Annotated in this window: 19 protein-coding genes; 12 read left to right on the top strand and 7 right to left on the bottom strand. The window is 43.2% G+C overall.

Translation table 11 applies throughout. From position 1 onward, the window contains the following. Positions 1 to 57: 57 nt before the first annotated feature. Both ACFGVS_RS26520 and ACFGVS_RS26515 read right to left on the bottom strand, forming a co-directional pair. Positions 58 to 2,136, bottom strand: a complete 2,079-nt coding sequence (locus ACFGVS_RS26520; RefSeq protein ID WP_439696265.1) for a TonB-dependent receptor — start codon at positions 2,134 to 2,136, stop codon at positions 58 to 60. An 85-nt stretch (positions 2,137 to 2,221) separates the two neighbouring features. Continuing rightward, the gene (locus ACFGVS_RS26515; RefSeq protein ID WP_439696264.1) at positions 2,222 to 2,581 is read right to left on the bottom strand and encodes an MmcQ/YjbR family DNA-binding protein; all 360 of its coding nucleotides are present in this window, start codon (positions 2,579 to 2,581) and stop codon (positions 2,222 to 2,224) included. Positions 2,582 to 2,623: 42 nt separating this feature from the next. On the opposite strand from ACFGVS_RS26515, the gene ACFGVS_RS26510 reads away from it, so the two are divergent. The 3 genes from ACFGVS_RS26510 (at position 2,624) to ACFGVS_RS26500 (ending at position 8,571) form a co-directional block, all read left to right on the top strand. Beyond that, a complete protein-coding gene (locus ACFGVS_RS26510) occupies positions 2,624 to 3,238 on the top strand; it encodes a class I SAM-dependent methyltransferase (RefSeq protein WP_439696263.1) in 615 nt (204 codons plus the stop codon). Between the two features lie 570 nt (positions 3,239 to 3,808). Beyond that, positions 3,809 to 6,214 (top strand): glycoside hydrolase family 31 protein, encoded by a 2,406-nt coding sequence (locus ACFGVS_RS26505; protein WP_439696262.1) that lies wholly within the window; start codon positions 3,809 to 3,811, stop codon positions 6,212 to 6,214. A 182-nt stretch (positions 6,215 to 6,396) separates the two neighbouring features. Continuing rightward, positions 6,397 to 8,571, top strand: coding sequence for a DUF5916 domain-containing protein (locus ACFGVS_RS26500; RefSeq protein WP_439696261.1), 2,175 nt, complete (start codon positions 6,397 to 6,399; stop codon positions 8,569 to 8,571). 137 nt (positions 8,572 to 8,708) lie between these two features. On the opposite strand, the gene ACFGVS_RS26495 is transcribed toward ACFGVS_RS26500, so the two are convergent. Together ACFGVS_RS26495 and ACFGVS_RS26490 are read right to left on the bottom strand one after the other, a co-directional pair. Beyond that, positions 8,709 to 9,035 (bottom strand): DUF6686 family protein, encoded by a 327-nt coding sequence (locus ACFGVS_RS26495; RefSeq protein ID WP_439696260.1) that lies wholly within the window; start codon positions 9,033 to 9,035, stop codon positions 8,709 to 8,711. Between the two features lie 531 nt (positions 9,036 to 9,566). Further along, positions 9,567 to 10,091, bottom strand: coding sequence for a helix-hairpin-helix domain-containing protein (locus ACFGVS_RS26490; RefSeq protein WP_439696259.1), 525 nt, complete (start codon positions 10,089 to 10,091; stop codon positions 9,567 to 9,569). Between the two features lie 137 nt (positions 10,092 to 10,228). Between ACFGVS_RS26490 and ACFGVS_RS26485 the strand changes: the two genes are divergently transcribed. Beyond that, on the top strand, positions 10,229 to 12,463 hold the full coding sequence (locus ACFGVS_RS26485; RefSeq protein WP_439696258.1) for a tetratricopeptide repeat protein: 2,235 nt from the start codon (positions 10,229 to 10,231) through the stop codon (positions 12,461 to 12,463). A gap of 22 nt (positions 12,464 to 12,485) precedes the next feature. Here the strand turns inward: ACFGVS_RS26485 and ACFGVS_RS26480 are convergent, their stop codons facing one another. Both ACFGVS_RS26480 and carA read right to left on the bottom strand, forming a co-directional pair. Then, on the bottom strand, positions 12,486 to 12,869 hold the full coding sequence (locus ACFGVS_RS26480) for a hypothetical protein (protein WP_439696257.1): 384 nt from the start codon (positions 12,867 to 12,869) through the stop codon (positions 12,486 to 12,488). A gap of 300 nt (positions 12,870 to 13,169) precedes the next feature. Beyond that, entirely contained in the window at positions 13,170 to 14,270 is a 1,101-nt protein-coding gene (carA, locus tag ACFGVS_RS26475; RefSeq protein ID WP_439696256.1) for a glutamine-hydrolyzing carbamoyl-phosphate synthase small subunit, read from the bottom strand. A gap of 348 nt (positions 14,271 to 14,618) precedes the next feature. Between carA and panB the strand changes: the two genes are divergently transcribed. Beyond that, positions 14,619 to 15,431 carry a 3-methyl-2-oxobutanoate hydroxymethyltransferase gene (panB, locus tag ACFGVS_RS26470; RefSeq protein ID WP_090653243.1) on the top strand — a complete coding sequence of 271 codons (813 nt, stop codon included), beginning with the start codon at positions 14,619 to 14,621 and terminating at the stop codon, positions 15,429 to 15,431. A gap of 144 nt (positions 15,432 to 15,575) precedes the next feature. After that, on the top strand, positions 15,576 to 16,301 hold the full coding sequence (locus tag ACFGVS_RS26465) for an RluA family pseudouridine synthase (RefSeq protein WP_090653242.1): 726 nt from the start codon (positions 15,576 to 15,578) through the stop codon (positions 16,299 to 16,301). A 43-nt stretch (positions 16,302 to 16,344) separates the two neighbouring features. Here ACFGVS_RS26465 and yiaK read toward each other — a convergent pair whose 3' ends face one another. After that, positions 16,345 to 17,334 (bottom strand): 3-dehydro-L-gulonate 2-dehydrogenase, encoded by a 990-nt coding sequence (yiaK, locus tag ACFGVS_RS26460; protein ID WP_439696255.1) that lies wholly within the window; start codon positions 17,332 to 17,334, stop codon positions 16,345 to 16,347. Between the two features lie 174 nt (positions 17,335 to 17,508). Here yiaK and ACFGVS_RS26455 point away from each other — a divergent pair, with 174 nt between their 5' ends. The 6 genes from ACFGVS_RS26455 (at position 17,509) to ACFGVS_RS26430 (ending at position 24,006) form a co-directional block, all read left to right on the top strand. Beyond that, positions 17,509 to 18,030: a lipocalin family protein gene (locus ACFGVS_RS26455; protein ID WP_090653240.1), complete on the top strand. Its 522-nt coding sequence runs from the start codon at positions 17,509 to 17,511 to the stop codon at positions 18,028 to 18,030. A gap of 103 nt (positions 18,031 to 18,133) precedes the next feature. Then, the gene (purN, locus tag ACFGVS_RS26450; protein ID WP_090653239.1) at positions 18,134 to 18,712 is read left to right on the top strand and encodes a phosphoribosylglycinamide formyltransferase; all 579 of its coding nucleotides are present in this window, start codon (positions 18,134 to 18,136) and stop codon (positions 18,710 to 18,712) included. A 143-nt stretch (positions 18,713 to 18,855) separates the two neighbouring features. Beyond that, entirely contained in the window at positions 18,856 to 19,191 is a 336-nt protein-coding gene (locus tag ACFGVS_RS26445; RefSeq protein ID WP_090653238.1) for a MerR family transcriptional regulator, read from the top strand. 42 nt (positions 19,192 to 19,233) lie between these two features. After that, complete coding sequence (locus ACFGVS_RS26440; RefSeq protein WP_439696254.1) at positions 19,234 to 21,336, top strand: ComEC/Rec2 family competence protein; 2,103 nt, start codon at positions 19,234 to 19,236, stop codon at positions 21,334 to 21,336. A 75-nt stretch (positions 21,337 to 21,411) separates the two neighbouring features. Continuing rightward, complete coding sequence (locus ACFGVS_RS26435; protein WP_090653236.1) at positions 21,412 to 22,056, top strand: hypothetical protein; 645 nt, start codon at positions 21,412 to 21,414, stop codon at positions 22,054 to 22,056. A 138-nt stretch (positions 22,057 to 22,194) separates the two neighbouring features. Beyond that, a complete protein-coding gene (locus ACFGVS_RS26430; RefSeq protein WP_439696253.1) occupies positions 22,195 to 24,006 on the top strand; it encodes an LTA synthase family protein in 1,812 nt (603 codons plus the stop codon). The last annotated feature ends 17 nt before the right edge of the window (positions 24,007 to 24,023 follow it).

Genomic DNA, 24,023 nt, shown 5'->3' with positions numbered 1-24,023 from the left:
TTGAAAATAGCAACACTAAAAGAGTTTAAGATGAATTGTTTTTAAAATCAAACCCCCTTACAACCTCACATTCATCCCCACATTATAATTCCTTAAAGGCGAAGCGTTATAATACCTGTTGCCTACTGCATTTAAATCATTACCAAGGCTGTATTTTTGGTTCAGGATGTTATCCGCGGCAGCAAAAATCTCCAATCGTGTTTTATGCCCGATTGTTGGTTGCCAGCTAACCCTGGCTTGTAACAGGTTATAATGCCCGGCATATATTGTATTGGCATCGTTGAGCGGAATTTTTGAAGTGTAGTTATGCTGTGCAAACAACGAAAGATCTGCCGGGAATTTGAGTTGCAGGCTGGATACAAACACATGCCTGGGCACACCCGTTAGCCTATTGCCCGAATAGCTGGTGCTGGTAGCCGTATAATCGCGAAAAGTAAACCCGCTGTAAGTATATGATTCATTAAACTGAAGGCCACGGATAAAATGTGTACTATTCTGGCGGATAATCCAATCTGTAAACGATAATTCAAAACCTGGCTGATTGGTGCCGCCGGCATTGATATAGTGCTCGGTTTCGTCGGCATTTAAACGGCGCACAATGGCATTGCTGATGCGGTAATAAAATACCGAAGCGTCGAGCAGCAAAGTCTCGTCCTGGTTGCGCAGGCGGAAACCGGTCTCGTAGTTCCAGCCGGTTTGTGCCTGCAGGCTGGTATTTACAATATTATCAGTAGGCCGCACCTCGGCAGTGGTTGGTGTAGAGTAGCCGCGGCTTACCGACGCCCGCCAGATAAAGTTATTGGTAAGCTGGTAGCTTAAGGCAAGCCTTGGCATTAACTGCGGCGTAAAATTGCGGTTGGTAAAACCGCTTTGGTTAAGCGGGTAAATATTTTTAAAATCATAGTCGTACCAATTCAAGCTCAGCGCGGCTTCCGCATGGAGGCGTTTAAATAGGTCTGCCGAATAGCGCCCGAAGATAAAATGCTGGTTGGTGTGGATATTATCGCTGGTTTGGGTGGTGTCCTTTACGCCTTTTTTATTGCCATAATTGCTAATCAGCGAATTGGTTTGCTGCCACTCAATTCCTAAATCGGCTTTCCAATCCAGGTTTTCCTGGTGATTGCCGGCCAATTCAAAATAAGTGCGCAATCCATAAGTATTTTCCTTACGTTGCTCATAATTGGTAATAAATGGGTTGGCAAAATCAACATGGCTGCCAAAAACAGACAGCACGTTCCTGATCCTGTCGCTTAAATGGTATTCGTTAGTCAATCCGCCTAAATACATTTTAGTGGTGATACCAATTTGCTGTTGTATAGCTCCGGGTAAAGTTGCAGTTGGCTGCCGCGCCAGTGTTGGGTTGGCTGTAAACTGCGCCAGGTTTAAGCCGCCGGGCGTTTGGTAGGCCAGGTTGGAATATAGCCCCAGCACTTTTAATTCATTTTTACCACTATAGTTCCATTTATCGGCCAGTTGAATGTAATTACGATGCATATCACTATGCTGTCTGTAACCATGATAGGTTTGAAAACTTTGGCTGATATTAAACAGATTTGCCCCCGAACGCTGCTGAAGTGTAACCTTTTCGTGGAACAAGCCATAGCTGCCGGTATTAACGCCCGCCGTTAAATAACTACCATCATTATAGCGGTTAATAGAACTCAGCGAAACTACCCCGCCGGAGTTGGCGCCGAACAAGCTGCCGTCCGGGCCTTTTAAAATTTCGATACTGCCTATGCTGCCTATATCAATAGCATTCAGGTAAGTGTTGCCCCCGGCATCCGTTAAGGGAATTTCATCAAAATAAATTTTTACATCCCTTACCCCAAACGGCGACCGCAACAAACTTCCGCGGATGGATAAACGGTAACTCCCGGGCGAACGCTCCTCGGCCCTGATACCCGGAACGGTGTTTAATGCCGTAACGAATGAATTATCGGGCTGTAATTTTAATTGTGCAGCCCCCAATACACTTACCGAAGCCGGTACACTCAACACCGGCTGTTCACTAAGATAGCCGTGTACAGTTACAGTTTTTAGGTGCGTGGTATCTTTTTTTATTGTTTTTTTACTTTGGGCGGTGGCGTTTACAGCTATTGCAAGGGTCAGAAAGCAGCTCAGGTACAATTTTATCATATAGTCAAATAGGTAGGCAAAAGTAGTTGTTTTAACGCTAAATGTGCGTTGTGTTTTGGTAACAAGTTGGGGCGAAAAGGAGTAATTACCCAACTGATATCATTACATCGTATTCTTTTACCAGTTTTTTTGTTGCCCGCGCACGATAAGCGGTTATCAACAGGGTTTTAAGATCATCAGGCGATACCGTTTCAAGGCGTACCACCATGTATTTGTAATTGATGTAATGATGGGTAATAAAGAAGGTATGCGGATCGCGCGCCATCCATTTTTCACGTTCGGTAGTATACACTGCAAGCAGTTCCTGCGCCGGTTTTACGTTGGTAAAGATCTTTTTATTTACATAAAAGGCCGGGTATTCAAAATGCATTCCCTCGGTAACACCCGGCAAAGGGAGCAGTATGCTACGCAGAAACTGCATAAAGATCGACATATCTGTGGCCATAATTAAAGTTAGGTAATTTTCATATTATTCTTAATTTTCGGCATGCAAAATCAGCTTCAGCAAACATTTGGCAATATTGACATTTACCTGTTCGATCAGTTATTGAAAGGCCGGTTTGATGACTGCAAAACCGTATTGGATGCCGGCTGTGGCAACGGCCGAAACCTGGTTTACTTTTTACAAAACGGGTTTGATGTTTATGGGGTTGATCAAAGCGAGGCGGCTATTGATGCGGTTAAGCAATTATCCGCCATGTTAGCGCCGGCTAATCCCCTGTCAAACTTTGCGGTATCGGGTGTTGAAGATCTGCCTTATCCTGATAACACTTTCGACCTGGTGATTTGCAGCGCGGTTTTACATTTTGCAAAAAGTATCGAACATTTCGACAACATGGTACACTCGCTTTGGCGGGTGCTTAAACCCGGCGGTTACTTTTTTGCCAGGCTTGCATCGGATATCGGGATTGAAAACCTGGTGAAGCCTGTTGATAATAACAACCGTTTCTTGCTCCCCGACGGTTCTGAACGTTTTTTAGTAGATGAACAAATATTGCTGCGCTATGGCTTTGCGCTAAACGGTACGTTTTACGAACCCATAAAAACAACCAACGTACAAAACCTGCGATGCATGACTACTTGGTGTTTACAGAAGCAATAATCTTGTCGGCGTTATGATGCGTTTAATTCCGGACAGGGCAAAGTGTACTGTACCGGTACGAACGAGACACCCTGATACGGGGTGGTACGGCCTGGCACACCCTGAAACACCCTGGTACGGGGTGGTACGGCCTGACACGCCCTGAAACACCCTGGTACGGGGTGGTACACCCCTGGTGGTTAATATTTTTAAGTAAAACAAAATATCTGATATTAAATCAACAGTACAAGGTCGTAAGTCTAAAGTTGTTCTTTTGGGGCTCAGAACTTAAGACTTTGGGCTAAAGAATAACCGCTGTTCGATTTTTTCCAACAGCAGAAGAAATCGGACAGTAAAAGCTTGAATAGCGAATATCCATACCAGGCAAATTAAACCCTCGTGCAAGCCCCTATATGCGGCGAAAGGCGAAGAGAGGGTGCCATCCGCTAAAAGCGGGCCGGCAGGTGAGTGTTCGCAACACTGCAAATATTTTTTCTCCAATTAAAAAAAGTACCTATATTCACGTTTTCAAAACAGGTGTTATTCTTACACTTATTATAAACTAATTTATTGCTGTTCAATATGTTTAAAATGTTACCCACCTTAAATGCAAAAATAAAACAATCGATTGCGTTGTTTATCTTGCTGGCAGGCGCTATGGCCACACTTACTGCAAACGCTACCGTTAAATCCTTTAAAAAAGGTCCCGATGGCGTTACCTTTTCTTTAGATAAGGGCCTGATGAAGGTGCTTGTGCGCAGTGCCGACATTATCGAAGTAAAATATACCATTTTTGATGCCTTTGAAACCAAGCCTTCGCTGGTGGTGGTTAACAGCTGGAAAACCCCTACTGCCTACCAGGTAACGGCAACCAAAACCGAGGTAGTCATCACCACGGCAAAAATGAAGGTAATAGTGAACAAGGCCACCAACGCCATTACTTATACCGATTTAAAAGGCAACGTAATTACTTCCGAAGACAGCGAAAACAAAACGATAACTCCTGCAACTATTGCCGGCATCAGCACCTATAATGTAAGCACACAGTTTACCTCGCCGGTAAACGAAGCGCTTTACGGTTTGGGTTGCCACCCCTTAGATTCTTTATCCATTAACTATAAAGGCCGCAACCAGGAATTGCTAATCAAGTACCTTACCGGTGCTATCCCGGTATTGTTATCAACCAAGGGCTATGGCTTGCTTTGGGACAACTATTCGGCATCAAACTTTTATGGTGCCGAGGCCGATAACACCAAATTTAAATACGTATCTGAAAGCGGTAAACAGGTTGATTACTTCTTCTTCTACGGCCCTTCCTTCGATCATATTATCGATTCGTATCGTATAGCAACCGGTCGTGCGCCAATGTTTGGCAAATGGGCTTACGGGCTTTTCCAATCGCAAGACAGGTACATGAGCGAAAAGGAGATATTAAGTGTTAAAGATAAATATCGTGATAACCACATCCCGGTTGACGTAATTGTACAGGACTGGTACTACTGGGATCCATTGCCAATTGGCTCGCACGTGATGAAGCCCGAGCGTTACCCCCACCCAAAACAAATGGTTGATGAATTGCACAAAGCAAACATCCATGCCATGATTTCGATATGGCCTGTATTTGGTAAAGGCACCCCCAACTATGATGCATTAGAAAAAATGGGCGGCTTAACCGATATTACCTGGGATAACGTGGTTACCCACACTTTTGATACTTATTACGATGCCCACAACCCTAAAGCCCGCGAATTGTATTGGGACCAGGCACGCGATAGCCTGGTAAAACGCTACGGTTTTGATGCCTGGTGGATTGACCAGTGTGAGCCGGATAATGGCGCTTTGCTTGATGCCCGCCGCCAAAGCAACTTTAGCATAGGTAAAGGGATTGATTATTTTAATACCTACTCGTTGCAGCACACCAAAGGTGTTTATGAAGGCTGGCGCAGGGATATTCCGGGCAAACGCGCTTTCTTTTTGGTAAGGCAATCATTTGCCGGCGAACAGCGTAATGCAGCCACCTTATGGTCAAGCGATATTGAGTGTACCTTCTGGAACTATAAAAACCAGGTGCCGCAGGGCATCAACGCCTGCGCATCGGGTATCCCCTATTGGACATCAGATATCGGCGGTTACCACTTCCATTGGAAAGCTGCCGACTGGTCGCAGCCGGATAAGCGCGAGCTGTTTACACGCTGGTTTCAGTTTGGCGCATTTTGCCCCATCTTCCGCATCCACGGTAAAGGCGAGCGTGCATTGTTTAGCGACAACTGGGATCCCAATACCAAAGCCATCCTGTTAAACTTTGATAAACTGCGTTACCGCCTGCTGCCATACATCTACTCGCTGGCCGGCAAGGTAACTACCGAAAACTATACCATGATGCGCGCCCTGACATTTGATTTCAGGAACGATGAAAAAGCCTACGGCATACCAGACCAATATATGTTTGGCCCGGCCTTTATGGTTAACCCGGTTACCGAGCAGCTGTATACATCGGCCGATGCTGATAAAAAAGCTAAAGCGCGCCAGGTTTACCTGCCTGCCGCAACCAAATGGTACAACTTTTGGACTGGCGAAGTGCTCGACGGTGGCCAAACCATCAGCGCTGCCGCACCTATCGAGATATTGCCGCTTTATGTAAAAGCTGGTTCTATCATCCCAATGGGCCCGCACATGGAATACGCTACCGAAAAACCAGCCAGCAATATCGAGTTAAGGATATACCCCGGTGCAAATGGTACGTTTAAGCTGTACGAAGACGAGAACGAAAATTACAACTACGAAAAAGGAGCTTTTGCCACCATCAGCTTTAACTGGGATGATAAAGCGCATAAGCTGACTATATCAGGTACCAAGGGCCACTTTCCAGGGATGCTAAAAAACCGCACCTTTAATATTGTGCTGGTTAAGGGGGCACATGGCTCAGATGTGGAGATAACAGCCAAAGCTGATAAGGTGGTTAAATACAGTGGTAAAGCGTTGGTAGTTAACTTGTAAAAAAGAATCAAGAGTTAAGAATCAAGAGTCAAGACAGAAAGCTCTTGCGGTAATTGAAAAGGAAATTATTTCTACATTAATTCTTCTTTCTTAATTATTATCTTTCGGAAAAATATACCAGCCTGCAATAAAATGCAGGCTGGTTTGTGTTTAAGCATTTCAAAAAATAAAACTAAAATCTGTTGAAGCCAAGCAAACACCTGTCGCCCTTTCAAATTATATCACTATTGTTGGTTTTATGTTGGGTGCCATTTGCCGCATCGGCGCAAAAAAAGAATTCGGCGTTTCAATACCACATTCGTAAAACCACGGCACCCATTACTATTGACGGGGTTATGGACGAGGCCTGGCATAGCGCCGATTCGGCTGCTAACTTTTTTATGGTGATGCCTATGGATACCAGCCGGGCCAAATTACATACCGAGGTGCGGATGACCTTCGATAACAACAACCTGTACATTATTGCCGTTTGCTATACCGCAGGGCCCGGCGAATACATGGTTGAATCGCTGAAGCGAGATTTCGCCTTTCAAAAAAACGATAATTTTATATTTTTTCTCGACCCCTTTGACGCCCGCACAGATGGCTTTAGCTTTGGCGCCAACGCCGCCGGCGCTCAATGGGATGGTACCATGTACGAGGGTGGCAAGGTTGACCTTAGCTGGGATAACAAATGGATATCGGTAGTAAAAAACTATCCTGATAAGTGGGTATTTGAAGCGGCCATCCCCTTTAAAAGTATCCGCTATAAAAAAGGCGTTGGCCAATGGGGCATTAACTTTAGCCGGAACGACCTGATATCTACCGAAAAATCGAGCTGGGCGCCGGTGCCAAGGCAGTTCCCCACGGCGTCGCTGGCGTATACAGGCCTATTGGTTTGGGACGAATTACCGCCCGATGCCGGCACCAACATTTCGCTCATCCCCTACGCGCTTACCGGCCTATCTAAAGATTACATAGCCGGAACCAAAACCGACTGGAAAAAAGAAATAGGCGGCGATGCCAAAATAGGCCTTACCTCGTCTCTCAACCTCGACCTTACCGTTAACCCCGATTTTTCGCAGGTTGATGTAGACCAGCAGGTGGTAAATTTGAACAGGTATGAATTGTTTTTTCCCGAGAAGAGGCAGTTTTTTTTAGAGAACGGCGACTTGTTTGCCAATTTCGGTTACGCCGATATAAGGCCGTTTTTTTCGCGCAGGATTGGGCTTAATGCCCCCATCAGGTTTGGCACCAGGCTTACCGGCAAACTGGATAAAGACTGGCGTGTTGGGTTGATGGATATACAAACCGGAACATCAAACGATGCCCTTACCCCTGCCCAAAACTATGGCGTGCTCACGCTTCAGCGCCGTGTTTTCGGCCGTTCAAACATAGGCTTTATGTTTATTAATAAGGATGCTACAGGAACATCAACCCCGGGCAATGCCTATAACCGCAACTTTGGGGTGGAGTACAACCTGGCCTCGCCAAGCAATTTATGGACCGGCAAGCTTTTAGGCCTAAAATCATTTACACCCGGCCTTAAGGGGCACGACCTGGTGGCAGCGGCCCACGTACAATACCTGAGCAAATACTGGACGGCCTATTTGCAAGATGAGTATGTTGGCAAAAACTATACTGCGGGGGTTGGCTACGTACCCAGGGTTGGCTATAATAAAATCAGTCCGCTGCTATTACATAATTTTTTTCCCAAAGGCGGCGATGTGCTTATCCATGGCATCCAGCTAACCAGCAACTATTATTTTGACGAGAATTTTAAGCGCACCGATAACGAAAGCACCTTAGCTTATATCATGACACTGCGTAACAAAAGTACATTTACGGTATCGGGCATTGATACCTATATCAAATTATTGGTACCGTTTGATCCAACCAATACAGGCAAAACACCGCTGCCTATTGGCTCGCAACATCATTGGAATACGGTTGACATGCAGTTTGTATCGAAGCCGCAGGCACTATTTACTTACCTTTTAGAGGGCCTGCACGGTGGTTATTACGATGGATACCGTACCAGCCTGATTGCACAACTGGGCTACCGCTTTCAGCCTTATGTTAACCTGTTTGTAAACTCCTCATTTAATGATTTGCGCCTGCCCCAGCCTTATGGCGATACCCAATTTTGGCTGATTGGCCCAAAAGCAGATATTACCTTAAGCAACACCCTATATTTTACCACTTATGTACAATACAACGGCCAGGTAAAAAACATCAATACCAACGTGCGCCTGCAGTGGCGCTACAAACCGGCGTCAGATTTTTTTATTGTTTATGGGGATAACTCCATACCATCGCCCTATACCGTTAAAAACCGCCAGCTGGTAGTTAAGTGGACTTACTGGTGTAATCTTTGATTTCGGATTTCGGAATTTCGATTTCGGATTTGCTAATTTTGATTTCGGATTTGTAAATTCATAATTTTCGATTTTTTTCATTTTCAAATCTTCAAATTCTCAAATTTTCAAATCATCTGTAATCTGCACATCTAAAATTACTCCCCCCCTTCCATCAGGCTGTATACTTCCTGCATGTAAACGGCTTCGTTCATGGCGGCATGAAAATCGTCCCATTCATCGCTGCTGAAGGTAAACTGTACATCATTTACCGGGGTACGCATTACCATACGTTCCTGCCCGTCGGGAAACGGGAAGGTATAATTCTCAAAATTAAGCTCAAGGGTAAAATCCCGGAATTGTACAAACTGCTCGGGCGTAAAACTCAGGATAAGGTTATTATTCCAGATGAAGATACAACGGCACTCCTGGCACCGGCTTATAACCGATGCACCAACCTGGCTCAATACTTTTGCGTCGCACATAAATAGATAGATTTAATTGGTGCCTGCCCTGTAATAAAACCATCGCGGCATTTATCGCAGAGCAGGGCTTTATATTTTAAAGTGTTTTTTCAACTTAAACGTCAATTACTTTGCAGGAAGCGTATTTCCCTTTTTAAGAACAAAAGCAAAGTAAATCCTTATTTAGAATAAATCCAAATAAAAACAACAAATAAAAAAAGAGTCAAGAATTAAGACAAAACTGTCTTGTCCTGAAATAACAAATAGGCTCTAGTCAAAGTCTTAAGTTCGAAGAAGTTGTTTAAATTTAATTAGATGATTTATTTGTATCCTATAAAAATCATTGCCGTTGACTTTAGTCAGCGGAATAATAACTAAAAGGCGAGTGGCTTTAGCCAAAAGTCGCTTTAATAATTTGGCTAAAGCGAGAAACGATCCTTTCCTTTCGTTGACTAAAGTCAACGGCAATGAATAATTTTCGTTGTTAGACAGCTTCTAAGTCCTTTTAGGAATAAACCTGGTCTTTCGACTCCGAGGCTTACAACCAAGCACTTATAACTTCGCTGTAGTTACATCTTTGTTCAGGCTATCGGCATACTGTTTCATTTTAGGATATTGTGGTAAATCGTACCATGGGCTTTTTGGCCTGTCGGCAGGGAAGCCGTATTGGGCGCGGTAGGCTTTGCGTTCGGCTGTGAAGTGCCACCAGCGTTTGCTATCGTCGCGGTGTACAATATAATGGGCCAACAAACGGTACGAATCCTCAACACAGGGGTCGGCCCAGGCGCCGCAATGTTTTTCAAATGCATTGTACAGTTCAACCGGATCTTTTCCCTCAAGCTGCTTTAATGAATAATACCCCTGTTCAATAAGTTCGGTTGCAAAGTTGATGCCTAACGATGGGATGCTTTGAAATTCCATCAGCGCGGCAATTTCCTGACTCCTTTGGGCCGATGCTTTCAGGATAGCCGCTATTTCATCAGGAGCGTAACCGGCCAACGCATTGATCTTTATTTTTTGGCTTTTAAGTATTGCCTTTTCACCGGCATTTAATTTGAGGTCGATATTCTTTTTCATAGCGCCTGTTAAAGCATTAAAATTAATTAAAGGGAATTAATTAAGCCCACTACTAAAATACCCTATATTTAATAATTAAAATAAACCAAATCAATTTCGCTGTTTATCTCGTATAAAGCATTAACTATTAACTGATCTTGAGATTAAAAAAACATATTGTAGATAACAATGGCACACGAGGGGTAATATCGGCGGTCTTTTTTATATTCTTAAGCCTTTCGGCATTTGCCAAATCACATCCCGAAGTTGACAGCATTAAAAACCTGTTATTGCCTGCGTCTGCATATCAAAAAAATCCGGATACCGCTACCATTAACAAACTCAATAAAATAGCATCGGGTTACTTTAAATCGAACCCCGATAGCGCTTACTATTATGGCAAAAAAAGCATTGAGCTATCGCGCAAAATTAAATATCCGGAAGGTATAGCTAATGGTTTGCTGGAAACCGGGCACGTAAATTATTTTAAAGGCAACTCCAAACAAGCTAAACAAAATTTCGACGAAGCTATAGCCATATTCAAAAGCTTACATAACGATAAGGGCCTTAGTAAGGCCTACATTTCGTACGGGCGGATGTATAACCAACTGGCCGAATACAAACTCGCGTTAGGCTATTTAGATAAAGCACGCCTGATTTGCCTGCGTAACCAGGACGAGCCTACCTTAACAGATTGCTATAAAAACATAGGTATAACATACTTTAGCAAAGGCCAGCTTTCAAATGCGCTCGACTTTTACTACAAGGGCCTTTTTATTGCGTTAAAAAACAACTATGTAACAACCTCGGCCGAAATTTATAATGATATTGGTGTGGTATTGCAAAACATGGAGGTATTTCCAAACGCCCTCGAATATTTCAAAAAGGCTATACAGGTATTTGAGGCCACTAATAACAAACAGGCTGTTGGCACCCTAAATGAAAATATTGGCGAAGTACTGCTTGCCCAGCATAAGTACGACGAGGCCATAGTGTATTTATTAAAATCGTTAAAAACAGCCAAACAGCAAGATGATAAAGACGGGCTAAGTTCGGTTTATACAGATCTGGGCATGTGTTATGCGCATAAAAATCAAATTCCGCTTGCCAAATCATACCTGGATACATCATTACGGATAGCTACAAAATACCAGATTGTTTATAACCAGGCCTATGCTTCAAACGGTTATGCCACCGTTTATAATTTGTTGGGCGATTATAAAAATGCGTATAAATACGCCGTGGATGGGCAGGCGCAGGCTATTAAACTGGGGAATATATCGGTACGCTCAAACTCCGCATTACAACTTAACAAAGCGATGGCCGGCCTTGGCAAATTTGAGGATGCCAACCGGATGTTGAATGAGTATATCAACCTTAAAAATCAAATTAACGATAATGAAAGCATTCAAAAGCTAACGTCATATAATTACGAATTAAGTTTTGCCGAAAAGAAACGGCAACTTGCCCAACAACAACGCGAACGCGACCTGATATATCAACAGAAAATAAAAAGCCAACGCCTGGTTAACGCCATATTTTCTATCATCATTGTGGGCATGATTGTTACTGTGGGTATTTATTACCGGCAAAAACGAAAGCAGCAAAAGATTAACGCCCTTTTGGAAGACCGTAACCACGAGATATTGAAACAAAAAGCCAACATTGACGACCAGGCCGAAAAGCTAAACGATTTAAATGTTTTAAAAGACAGGCTGATATCTATTTTAGCACATGACCTGCGCGCGCCATTAAGCACACTGCGTGGGCTTTTCAGTTTATTACAGGACGACAGCATCAGCCACGAAGAATTGCTGGAAATGATACCCGGCGTATTAAAAAAGCTGGAATATACTTCTGATTTTCTTGATACCCTGCTATTCTGGATAAACAGCCAAATGGAAAACTTTGAAGCATCGGTAAAAAACTTTTCGATAAAAGGGCTGGTGAGTTTGGAGATTGAGAGCTATCATGAGCAAGCCCAATTAAAAGGTATTACCCTGGTGGATAGTATCCCCGCCAATTTATCCGCCTGGGCCGATCCAAACTCTATCCGCATTGTTATTCGTAACCTGATTACCAATGCACTTAAATTTTGCCGAGAAGGTGATACCATAGAGATTTCGGCAACGATAGAAGATAATAAAAGAATTATTGTAAAGGTAAAAGATACCGGGGTGGGCATGTCTGCCGATCAGCGCGACAAACTGTTTAAAGGCAAGGTAAACAGTAAGATTGGCACCAAAAATGAATCGGGCACCGGCATGGGCATGCTGTTTTGCAAAGATCTGGTCGAAAAATGCCACGGCAAAATATGGGTAACCAGCGAGCCGGGAGTAGGTACCGAATTTATGTTTACACTGCCGGCTGTAGCCCAATCGGTGGAAGCGTAACGTCAAACAGCGAATTTATTTCTCATTCACCGGAACACCTGTTAAAGTCAAATTTTGCGAGTTCAAACTTAATTGTGCAACTGCCGGTTGTATCAATTTTGGCATCAACCTGCTTCATAAAAATCGGGAAAGTTGTGTATTGATAAAGTTCATATTCCATCGTTGTACCACCGAATAAGCTTTGATTTTTTACGTACCTGATTTTATAATCTTGTCTCTCCCACTCTCTTTCTGTTGTTTTACTACCCAACGCTGCACAAAAGCGACTAACACACCCTAAAATTGTTATCAACACACATGATGCAATGATAGTAACCAGAATTGATTTGATTTTGGTTTTTATGAGTATAATGCCGTACAAACAAGACAAAATAATATAAATTAAATAGGCGTAGGTGTTATCCATCACATAATTATAACCGGTGATGGCCGGAAAAAGTAATACGGTGGCAATAAGGCATATATAATAAAGCGTCTTGGTGTTGAATTGTTTACTTAATATCACTCCGCACAAAGGCACCAGGAAAAAGCTAAAAAATAACCAGGGATGGTAAATTATAAAATCGAACACTACCTACAGTTTTGAAGTTAATGAATGTTAATTTAAGTTTTAATATCTCAATAAAAAAGCCTTTCAAGTTTAACACTCGAAAGGCTTTCAAAATCATCTGCACATCTAAAATCTGCACATCTGCATATCCGCAGCTTATTTCATCAGGTTGATAAAATCATCAAACAAATACCTTGAATCATGCGGGCCAGGTGACGACTCCGGGTGATACTGTACCGAGAATGCTTTTTTATCTTTTACACGGATACCTTCTATCGATTGATCGTTAAGGTTTACATGGGTAATTTCTACCTTATCAGATGCCCGTACGGCTTCTGGGATCACGCCAAAACCATGATTTTGCGATGTTACCTCGCAATGATTGATAATGATATTTTTTACCGGGTGGTTTAAGCCACGGTGACCGTTAAACATTTTTTTAGTTGGGATATCGTTAGCCAAAGCCAGTAACTGGTGCCCTAAGCAAATGCCAAACATCGGTTTATCGGCGGCTAAAATTTCCTTTACCGTATCAATAGCGTAAGGCATAGCCGATGGATCGCCGGGGCCATTTGATATAAAATATCCGTTTGGCGCAAAATCCTTTTCCATTTCGGCATAAGTAGTTTTTGCGGGGAAAACTTTGGCGTAAACATCACGGTCGTCAAAGTTGCGCAGGATGTTTTTCTTTACACCCAAATCAAGTACCGCTACACGATAGGCGGCATCCTCGCTACCAAAAGTGTAAGTTTCGGTGGTTGATACCTGCGACGATAGTTCCAATCCGTCCATTGAAGGCACTTCGGCCAGCCTGGCTTTCAGCTCTTCGATATCTAATATCTCCGAAGAAATGATAGCATTCATGGCTCCCTTATCGCGGATATGGCGTACTATCTGGCGGGTATCCACATCGCTGATACCCACAATATTTTGTGCCTGGAAATAATCCTGGATAGATTCGTTAGCTTGTTTACGGCTGTAAGCAATGTTGTAGTTTTTACAAACCAAGCCTGCAATCTGGATGTTTCCCGATTCAACTTCGATATCGGCTATGCCGTAATTACCAATGTGCGCATTGGTTGCAACCATTATTTGCCCAAAGTACGATGGGTCGGTAAAAATTTCCTGGTAGCCGGTCATCCCTGTGTTAAAACAGATCTCGCCGGTAGTAGTACCGATCTTTCCAGCGGCTTTACCGTAAAATACGGTGCCATCAGCCAATAAAAGTACTGCCGGTAATTTGGTGAAGTGCGTCATTTAGCAAAAAAATTGAATGGATTATTAAATCGGATCGCCTGGTTCAAAGCCCCGTGAAAACTGATAGAAATATTGAAGTAAGGAACTTCCGGATTCACGGTGCAAAAGTAAGAGAATATTTCGGATTTAAAACACGAATTTCACGAATTAATAGACACGAATTTCACGAATGGGGTAAATTAATAAGAATTGAATGCACTGTCAATTAAGTTAATTTATTAGCGTTAGTCTAATTCGATTGAATTCGTGAAATTCGTGTCTATAAATCCATGCCTACTGTAATTAGATTAAATTCGTGAAATTCGTGCGTTTCAAATTACATTTGCGCTTTCTTTAATAGATTTAACTATGTCTGTAAACAAAGAAGTAAAAAGGATCACCACGCATATTCTGCAGGAGATGAAAAACCGTGGCGAAAAAATTGCCATGCTTACTGCCTACGATTACTCGATGGCTACCATTGTAGATGAAGCCGGTATGGACATCATCCTGGTAGGCGATTCGGCCTCAAACGTGATGGCAGGGCACGAAACCACGCTTCCGATAACGCTCGATCAGATGATATACCATGCATCGTCAGTTGTTCGCGCGGCCAAACGCGCATTGGTTGTTGTTGATTTGCCTTTCGGATCATACCAGGGTAATTCCAAAGAGGCGCTTAACTCATCTATCCGGATCATGAAAGAGTCTGGTGCGCATGCTGTTAAAATGGAAGGAGGCATAGAAATAGCCGAATCTGTGAGCCGTATCCTTACGGCGGGAATCCCGGTAATGGGCCATTTGGGCTTAACGCCACAATCTATTTATAAATTTGGCACCTACACGGTACGCGCCAAAGAGGAAGTTGAGGCCCAAAAGCTGCGTGAAGATGCGCTTAAATTACAGGAACTTGGCTGCTTTGCTATTGTGCTTGAAAAAATACCGGCCAAGCTGGCAACAGAAGTTAGCCAAAGCGTACAAATCCCTATTATAGGTATCGGTGCCGGCCAGTGCGACGGCCAGGTTTTGGTAATACACGATATGTTGGGGATTAACAACGATTTTAAGCCACGTTTTTTACGCCAGTATTCTAATTTATATGAGCAGATGAACGGCGCTTTCAAAAACTACATCAGCGATGTAAAATCAAAAAGCTTCCCGAGTGATAAGGAACAATATTAAGCAGATGTGCAGATTTCAGATGTGCAGATATGCAAATGATTTGAAAATTTGAGGATTTGAAAATTTGAAAATGAGAAGGAAGAACTATCTCCGCTATTAAATCAGCAAATCCGAAATCGAACATCCCAAATCCGAAATAATAAAATGGCCCGCCCCGAGTTTAATTATACCAGTTTTGATGTTACTGATAAGGATATCCTTTATGAGGATAACCACCTTATTGCGGTGAACAAACGTGCCGGAGATATTGTGCAGGTTGATGATACCGGCGACGAGTCATTAGACGATAAAGTTAAAAAGTACATAGCCCAAAAATATAACAAGCCCAACGGCGCTTTTTTAGGCGTGGTACACCGGCTTGACAGGCCCGTGAGCGGCGTTATACTTTTTGCAAAAACCAGTAAAGCGCTTGAACGGATCAATAAAATGTTTAAAGGCCGCGAAATGCATAAAACCTATTATGCCGTGGTGCGCAAAAAACCGTATCCTGAATCGGGCACATTGGTACATTGGCTGGTAAAAAATCCGCAAAAAAATGTAACCAAAGCTCACGACAAAGAGGTGCAGGGTAGTTTACGATCTGAACTGAGCTATAAACTGGTTGCCGAGCTTAACGGGTACTACCTGGTAGAAGTTGACCCGATAACCGGCAGGCCGCACCAAATCCGCGTACAGCTATCAACGCTGGGCTCACCTATAGTAGGCGATAATAAGTACGGATATCCGCGTGGCAGCCTGCGTAAGAGCATCTGCCTTCATGCCCGTAAGCTTACCTTTATTCACCCGGTAAAAAACGAGCCTGTCGAAATTATAGCCCCCGTTCCGCGCGATGGCTTTTGGGAAAAATTTGAGGGGATGATGGTTGGGTAAATTCAAAAGTAAAAATTCAAAATTCAAAAATAGAGGAGCGGCTTTATAGCCCCCTCACCACATCCCAAATCCGCTCATCAACCAAAACCCCTTCGGATAAATTTCTTTCACGGGTTTTCAGGGTATTTTCGCCGGGATAGCTTATTGTACCACCCTCTTGCTCAGGGGTACTGGTTTTGGTGTAAGCGATGATCTCTTCAATTAAGGTGGCTGTTTGCTGATCGTTTGCAGGTTTTGTGCAGATAAATACCTGCGATATGCCGGAATCGGCCCCGCTTTCGGTTATTCTTGCTGTGGAGTTTCCACCGCTTAATACAGTAGCCAAAAGATCGAGCACCAGCGCAAGCCCCGATCCTTTCCAAAACCCAATAGGAAGTAGCCTTTTTGCCCCAAGGATGGCTGCCGGATTAGTACTTAAATTACCTTCGCTATCATATCCGCCCGGTAAGGGCAATGGCTCGTTACTATTTTCGTATTGCTTCAACTTCCCCAACGAGTATTGCGATATGGCCATATCCAACACCACATGCCCATCTTTACGTGGCACAGCTATCACCAGGGGGTTATTGCCCAAACGTGGCTCAAGGCCGCCCCAGGGTGGCAGGTTGGCAATGGTATTGGTAAAGCATAAACCTATGTAACCGGCATTGGCAGCCTGCCAGCCGTAGGTGCCACCGCGCATCCAGTGGTTGGTATTTTTTAGTGCCACACATCCTATTCCGTTATCACTTGCAAGTTGGATAGCCCTATCCATACAAAACCTGGCGTTCAGCATCCCGGGACCCAAATTGCCATTCCATTGTTCCATGGCACCAAAACCAGCTTGCCGGTTGGGTTGGTTATCCGGTTTAACCAGCCCATCTTTTACGTGCTGCACAAAAACCGGAAAACGGTTTAATCCATGCGTATATATGCCGTCTCTGCTGTTTTCAGCAAAAATAACAGCACACTTGTCGGCCTTGTCATCTGCAAAGTCGAGGCTTAGTAAAACACGTTTAAATTCGGCTTGAAGCAGCGGGAATGGGATACGCATGGTTTTAATTTCAAAAGTTAAAAGTAAAAATTCAAAAGTTAAAACCGCTACATCAGCTTGAAGATGTTGGCCGTTCCATTAAAATAAAAAACGTTTAAAACAGTTATTTAAATATACCCCCTGCCGGTGGATTAATAACTGCAGGATTTCATATTTTTGCGCGTACATTATTTCATGAAAAAAAAATTTCCATTACTCTTTATACTTGCCTTAGTTGTCGTTGGGGCACTGGTGAACTCCTGCAAAAAAGATAAAAACAGCAATATTCCGGCCCTTTTAGCCAGCGGTGTTTGGCAACTGGCCTCGATACAGGTTTACCATTACACAGGGAATACGCAGGTAGGCAACCCTGACACCTTAAATACCGATTGTGATAAAAACCAGTATTTTACTTTCAAAAGCGATAATACCTGCAGCTACACCAATTTTGATTGTATTGAGCAAACATCAACCGGCACCTGGACGTTGACCGAAAACAGGTTATACTTCTCATCAGATATGGTGGCTAAAGATACGGTAGCAGGTGGCACCATGAGTACCGAAAAACCATTTGACTACACACAGATTGAAACCCTTGGCAATTACTCGCTGGTATTACAAACCGGCGACGTTGAACCCAATTATTCGGCAACTAAGGCCCGCACGGTGGTACGCTATGGATTTATCAGGCAAAAAGCTATAACAAGTAGCAATTAAATCACATAAAAAATTATATTTGAATATTATTGAACGGTTTATAAATTGCCCTTAACATATTAATTACCGTTTGAGGCAGTTTCATCACCTTTGAAAAACTTTAATGAAGAAACGAATTGCCATTTTTGCTTCAGGTTCGGGATCAAACGCCCAAAAAATAATGGAGTATTTTAAACGCAATGCCGAGGCCGAAGTTGTATTGATACTCACCAACAACCCGCAAGCTTTTGTGTTACAGCGAGCCGACAATTTTGAAGTGCCATCGCACGTATTTACACGTCATGAATTTTTTGAGACCGATGATGTAATCCGCCTGCTCAAAAACCTGCAGGTAGACCTTATCGTACTGGCCGGCTTTTTATGGCTGATTCCGGCGTCATTATTAAAGGCATTCCCCAACAAAATCATCAACCTGCACCCTGCCCTGCTGCCCAAATATGGTGGTAAAGGCATGTACGGAGATCATGTACACAAAGCTATTTTAGATGCCGGGGAAGAAGAAAGCGGTATAACAATTCATTTTGTAAACGAGCAGTTTGATGAAGGTGAAGTTATCCATCAGTCGAAATTCAAAATTGAACCAGGCGACAACCTTGAGATGATCAAATTCAAAGGCCAGCAGCTGGAACACCTGCATTTTCCAAAAGTTGTGGAAGCATTGCTGAAGAAGATGAAAAGCTAATACAGTTTAGGGATTTTGCAGGATTGACCGGATTGTAATGAATTTGAGTTCCTGTCGAAATCTGATAATCTGATTAATCGGGCTCAGGCAAAAAATCCCAAATCCCGGCTCCCAAATCCAAAATCAAAAAGATACCTTTGCATATGGCTTACAAAGAACGTGAAATAAGCAAAATGTATTACACCATGGGCGAGGTATCGGCCATGTTTGATGTAAACCAATCGCTTATCCGTTTTTATGAAAAGGAGTTTGATGTACTTCAGCCTAAAAAAAACAAAAAAGGCAACCGCTATTTCACACCGGAAGATATCGAGAATTTCAAGATCATCTTCCACCTCATCCGCGATAAAGGCTATACCCTCAACGGTGCCAAAGAGCACCTGAAAAGCAACCTGGGCGACCATAAAGAAAACCAACGGGTGATTGATTCGCTCGAAAACATCAAAAAATTCCTGCTGGAAGTAAGGGACCAGTTGTAGATATCCTCCTAAAACATATCTTTATTGTTTTCTATATCATAAATGATCGCGAATCATAAAGGCGAGATCCCGTTTGTTGTATTGCTCCTGCCCTTTTTATCAGGGATATCCTTAGGTATCGGCTTTATCACAGCTGCATACCTGCCTTTACTTTGGGGCATTTTCGGCGGGCTGAGTATTGCATTTATCTTCCTGAATTTAGCCTACCAACGACTGGCTATTTATAAAAACAGGTGGCTTGGCGGGGTATTAATCGCATTCATCCTGTTTTTGGCAGGCTGCATCGCCGCAATCAATAACAACGAGTTGAACAATGGGCAACATTTTTCCAGATGGCCGGCGCAATATCTTTCGATAAAAGTTACCACCGAACCGCAGCTCAAAAACGGCCTGCTAAGATTTACGGCAACAGTTGGGCAAAGCATTAACAATAAGCAATTAAAACCCGTTACCGGCACCTTGCTGGTCACCATTAAAGACAGTGCAGCCATATCCCTGCAATACGGCGACGAGTTGGTTATTCCCGCCAAATACACCCCTATCGACCCTCCCTTTAACCCTGGCGAATTCAATTACAAAAAATACCTGGCGCATCAAAATATATACTACCAGGCATTTTTATACCCGGAGATGTACCGGATTGTAAAGCATGGTACCGGCAACCCGCTCATCGCGTTTTCGCTGCGTTTACGGCAGCAAATGATTAACCGGTTTAAGCAGCAAATGCATGACCCGGCCGCCATAGCCGTAGCATCAACCCTAATACTCGGGTACAAAGCCGATTTGAGCAGCGATATTTTGCAGGCCTATTCCAAAACAGGTACTATTCATGTATTATCGGTTTCGGGTGCGCACGTAGCCATCATTTATATTCTGTTACAATTTACGCTTGGCTTTTTAAACGGCTACCGGCATGGCCGGGTAATAAAAGCGGTTATCATTATCGCGCTAATCTGGTACTATTCGCTGCTCAGCGGCTTCTCACCTGCCGTTTGCCGGGCAGCGGTGATGATCAGTATGGTTATTATCGGCAAAACCTATGCACGGTACATTAATTCACTCAACATCCTGGCGGTATCGGCATTCGCGCTGCTGTTGTACAACCCGCTTTTAATAACAGATGTTGGTTTCCAGTTATCGTACCTGGCTGTGGCGGGGCTGGTAGTGTTACAGCCGGTTGTTTATCAATGGCTGGAGTTTAAAAATAAATGGGCCAATAAAGTTTGGATGGCTTGCTCGGTATCAATAGCGGCGCAGGTTATTACATTTCCGTTAAGCGCGTTGTACTTTCACCAGTTTCCGGTTTATTTTTTGCTGAGTAACCTGCTCATTATTGTACCTACATCGGTTATTATGTATAGCGGTGTTGCCTACCTGGCGCTTTCGTGGGTGCCCCTGCTATCAACTTTACTGGCGCGGCTATTGGAGTACACCATCCTGTTCATGAACAAAGCACTGGCAATTATTGAACATGCGCCTTTTGCCGGCATTGGCAAAATATGGCTTGCCGTGCCGGAGTATTTACTGCTTTATGTAATCATTATAAGCGCGTTTTACTATTTATACAACAAAAAAACATGGCTTATAAAACTTAGCCTGGCCAGCCTGCTGCTATTTGCCACAAGCATCAGCCTGAAAAGGTACCGGGCCGAAAACACCCAGTCTATCGCTTTTTTAAACCTGCGTAAAAACACGGGCATTGTATTTAAAAACGGCAGCAGCGCAGTTGTACTTACCAACCTTGCCGATACTGATAAAAATTACAAATACTCGGTACAACCTTATTTAGATAGCGCACAGGTGCAGCATATCAGCATTATAGGATTAGGCCAAAACATCAGTTCAACATGGTTTAAAAAACGCGGCGCGTTAATGCAGTTTTATAATAAAAGGTTAATTATATTTGATAAGCATTTACAAAACCAGCAGCTACCGGGCAAACTGATGACCAATTATTTATATATTACCGGTAACCCGCACACCAATTTACAGGAGGTAAATAGCAACTATGGCTACCAAACGTTGATCATTGATGGCAGTAACAGTAGCCAAACCATTGAAAGATTTGCGGCAACTGCAAAAACGTTGAGCATACACTATAAAATATTAAAACGTAACAATTCACTTATTACCGTATCTAATTAACAACATTAAACTAACTGCCAATAAATTTGTCTTTAAGTTAAAAACAGGTAAATTGGTAATAATCAAATTAAAACAATGAGCATAAAAACTTTAAGTATTGCTTTGGGCCTTGCCCTTACGGCAACCGCAATGAGTGCAAACGCACAAAAAAAGTATAGCGAAGGCGTTATAGATTTCACTACCCAGATGATGGGACGCCCCGTTGAAGCTAAAAACTATTTCAGGGCCGATTCAAGTGCATTTGCTTTTTCAAACGGACCGGCTAATATCAAAATTTTAACAAACGCCGATGCTACATCGATGGTGGTTTTAGTTGATGTAGCTGTTGCCAACATTAAAAAAGCGGCAGTAGCCAGTCCGGATGATATTGACCAGGCAATGGCAGCTTTACCACAATTTACTTTTGCCCCGGGCACCGAAACTAAGGTTATCAATGGCTTTAACTGTAAAAAAGTGGTTGCTACCGATAAAAAAACCAGCAAAACTTACGACATATGGATTACCAATGATATTGAAATACCTTCTACTGGTATAGCTAAATATTACGCTGGCATCGGTGGTTTCCCGGTGCAGTATACTTCATTTGCACAGGGCCAGTCAACTGAGGTTACGGTTAAAAGTGTAACCGAGCAAAAACTACCTGCCGGCACCTTTGGTATCCCCGCCGATTTTGAAAAAATCACGATGGACGATTTGAAAGCCATGCGCGGCGGCAGGTAAGCAATTACTTTAACAAAAAGCTAAAGGTTTCTTAACATTGCAGTAAAGTACTTACTTTTGTACCCCTGTATGTTAAGAAACCTTTTTAGTTTAGTCAGATTTTTTTTATTCTGGTTATTGTTCTTCGCAATAACCCGTTTGGCGTTTGAGCTATATTTTCTGCCTAAGCTTAAAGATGCCGGCCTAAGCGACATTATACAGACCTATTTTTACGGCCTCCGGCTTGATGCTTCGGCAGCAGCCTATATCAGCGCCATCCCCCTGTTGGTTTTCCTGGTTAACTGGTGCATACCAAAAACGCATGTTAAACCTATCTGGCTTAAAGTATATGTTTGGGTTTGCCTGTTTTTTATCTCGTTAAATACCGGGCTCAATTTCAACATTTTCCGCGAGTGGGGCACCAAAGTGGTGTTCAGGGTATTTAAATCATTGTACGACGCACCGTCCGAAGCATTTGCCTCAACAGGATCATCACCGGTGGGCAGGAGCGTTTTTATATGTATTATAATATTGGCATCGGGTATCTTCCTGTCATTAAAGATCATTGATTTTAACTTTAAAAAGCCCGTGCTCGAACCCAGGCTAAAAGCCGTGGTTATAGCCTTACTGCTTTTTTCCAACTTTTTGCTCATGAGGGGCGGTTTACAACCAGTACCTGTCGATCAAAACTCAGCCTATTTTTCTGATCATGAATTTTTAAACCAGGCAGCTCTTAATACCGAATGGAACCTGTTTAACAACGTAGTTGAAAACCTTGGCCGCCCGTACAACCCATTTGTATTTATGCAGCCAAACAATGCTACCCGGCTTGTGCAGGAGGCTTATAGCTATAATAGTGACAGCACGGTAAACATACTTACCACCAACAGGCCAAACATTGTCATTATCCAGATAGAGAGCTATACGGCTGATGTGATTGAGTCATTAGGAGGCGATAAAGGCGTAGCGCCCAATTTTGAAAAATTCATTAAAAACGGCATCCTGTTCAACAACATTTATTCATCTGCCGACAGGACCGACAAAGGCATCGTATCTATCATGAGCGGCTTTCCGTCGCAGGCCATTCGTACCATTGTTGCCGATACTTTAAAAAATAAAAAGCTGCCGGCCATAGCGTCATCGCTTAAGACGGCGGGGTATCCAACGTCATATTTTTACGGCGGCAAAAGCAATTATATGCATTTTGACCTGTTTATGAAAAACCACCAGGTTGATCATATTACCGACGAAGCCGCCTTTGATCAAAACCTGGTAAAAACCCAATGGGGTGTTTATGACGATGTGCTTTTTGCTAAACACCTGGATTTTGCCCAACAACAAAAGCAGCCTTTTTTTACCTACCTGCAAACATCAACCAATCATGAGCCTTTTGTGCTGCCGGGCAAGCCACACTTCCCCCAGGAAGATAAAGATGGCGATGCGGCTAACAAGTTCAGGAGTACCGCCTACTTTACCGACTCATGTCTCAACGCCTATTTTGAACAAGCTAAAAAGCAGGCCTGGTATAAAAACACCCTGTTTATTTTAGTAGCCGACCATGGCCACCGCCTGCCACGCAATGTATCTGAAGCTTATAACCCTGTAAAATACCATATCCCGCTGCTGTTTTTTGGCGAAGTAATAAAACCCGAATACAGAGGCAAAAAAATCAATAAACTGGGCGGACAAACTGATATTGCCGCCACCCTGCTTACCCAGCTTGGCCTGCCCCATCAACAGTTTAAATGGTCGAAAGATTTGCTTAACCCTACCACCAAAGATTTTGCTTTTTTTGACTGGGACAATGGCTTTTGTTTTATGGCACCCCAACAAGTGGTATCGTACGATAACTCCGGCCGCAGAGTAGTTTACACCGGCAATAAAAACGCGGATGCAAAAGCCACCAATACAGCACTATTATACGGCAAGGCTTTTTTACAGGAGGTTTATACGGAGTATATGAGGTATTAATTGTCTGAATCAGAATT

The organism is Mucilaginibacter sediminis (genome assembly GCF_051903035.1).
GTDB lineage: Bacteria > Bacteroidota > Bacteroidia > Sphingobacteriales > Sphingobacteriaceae > Mucilaginibacter.
Note: the sequence above shows the minus strand (reverse complement) of the source record. Positions and strands in the feature narration are given on the sequence as shown.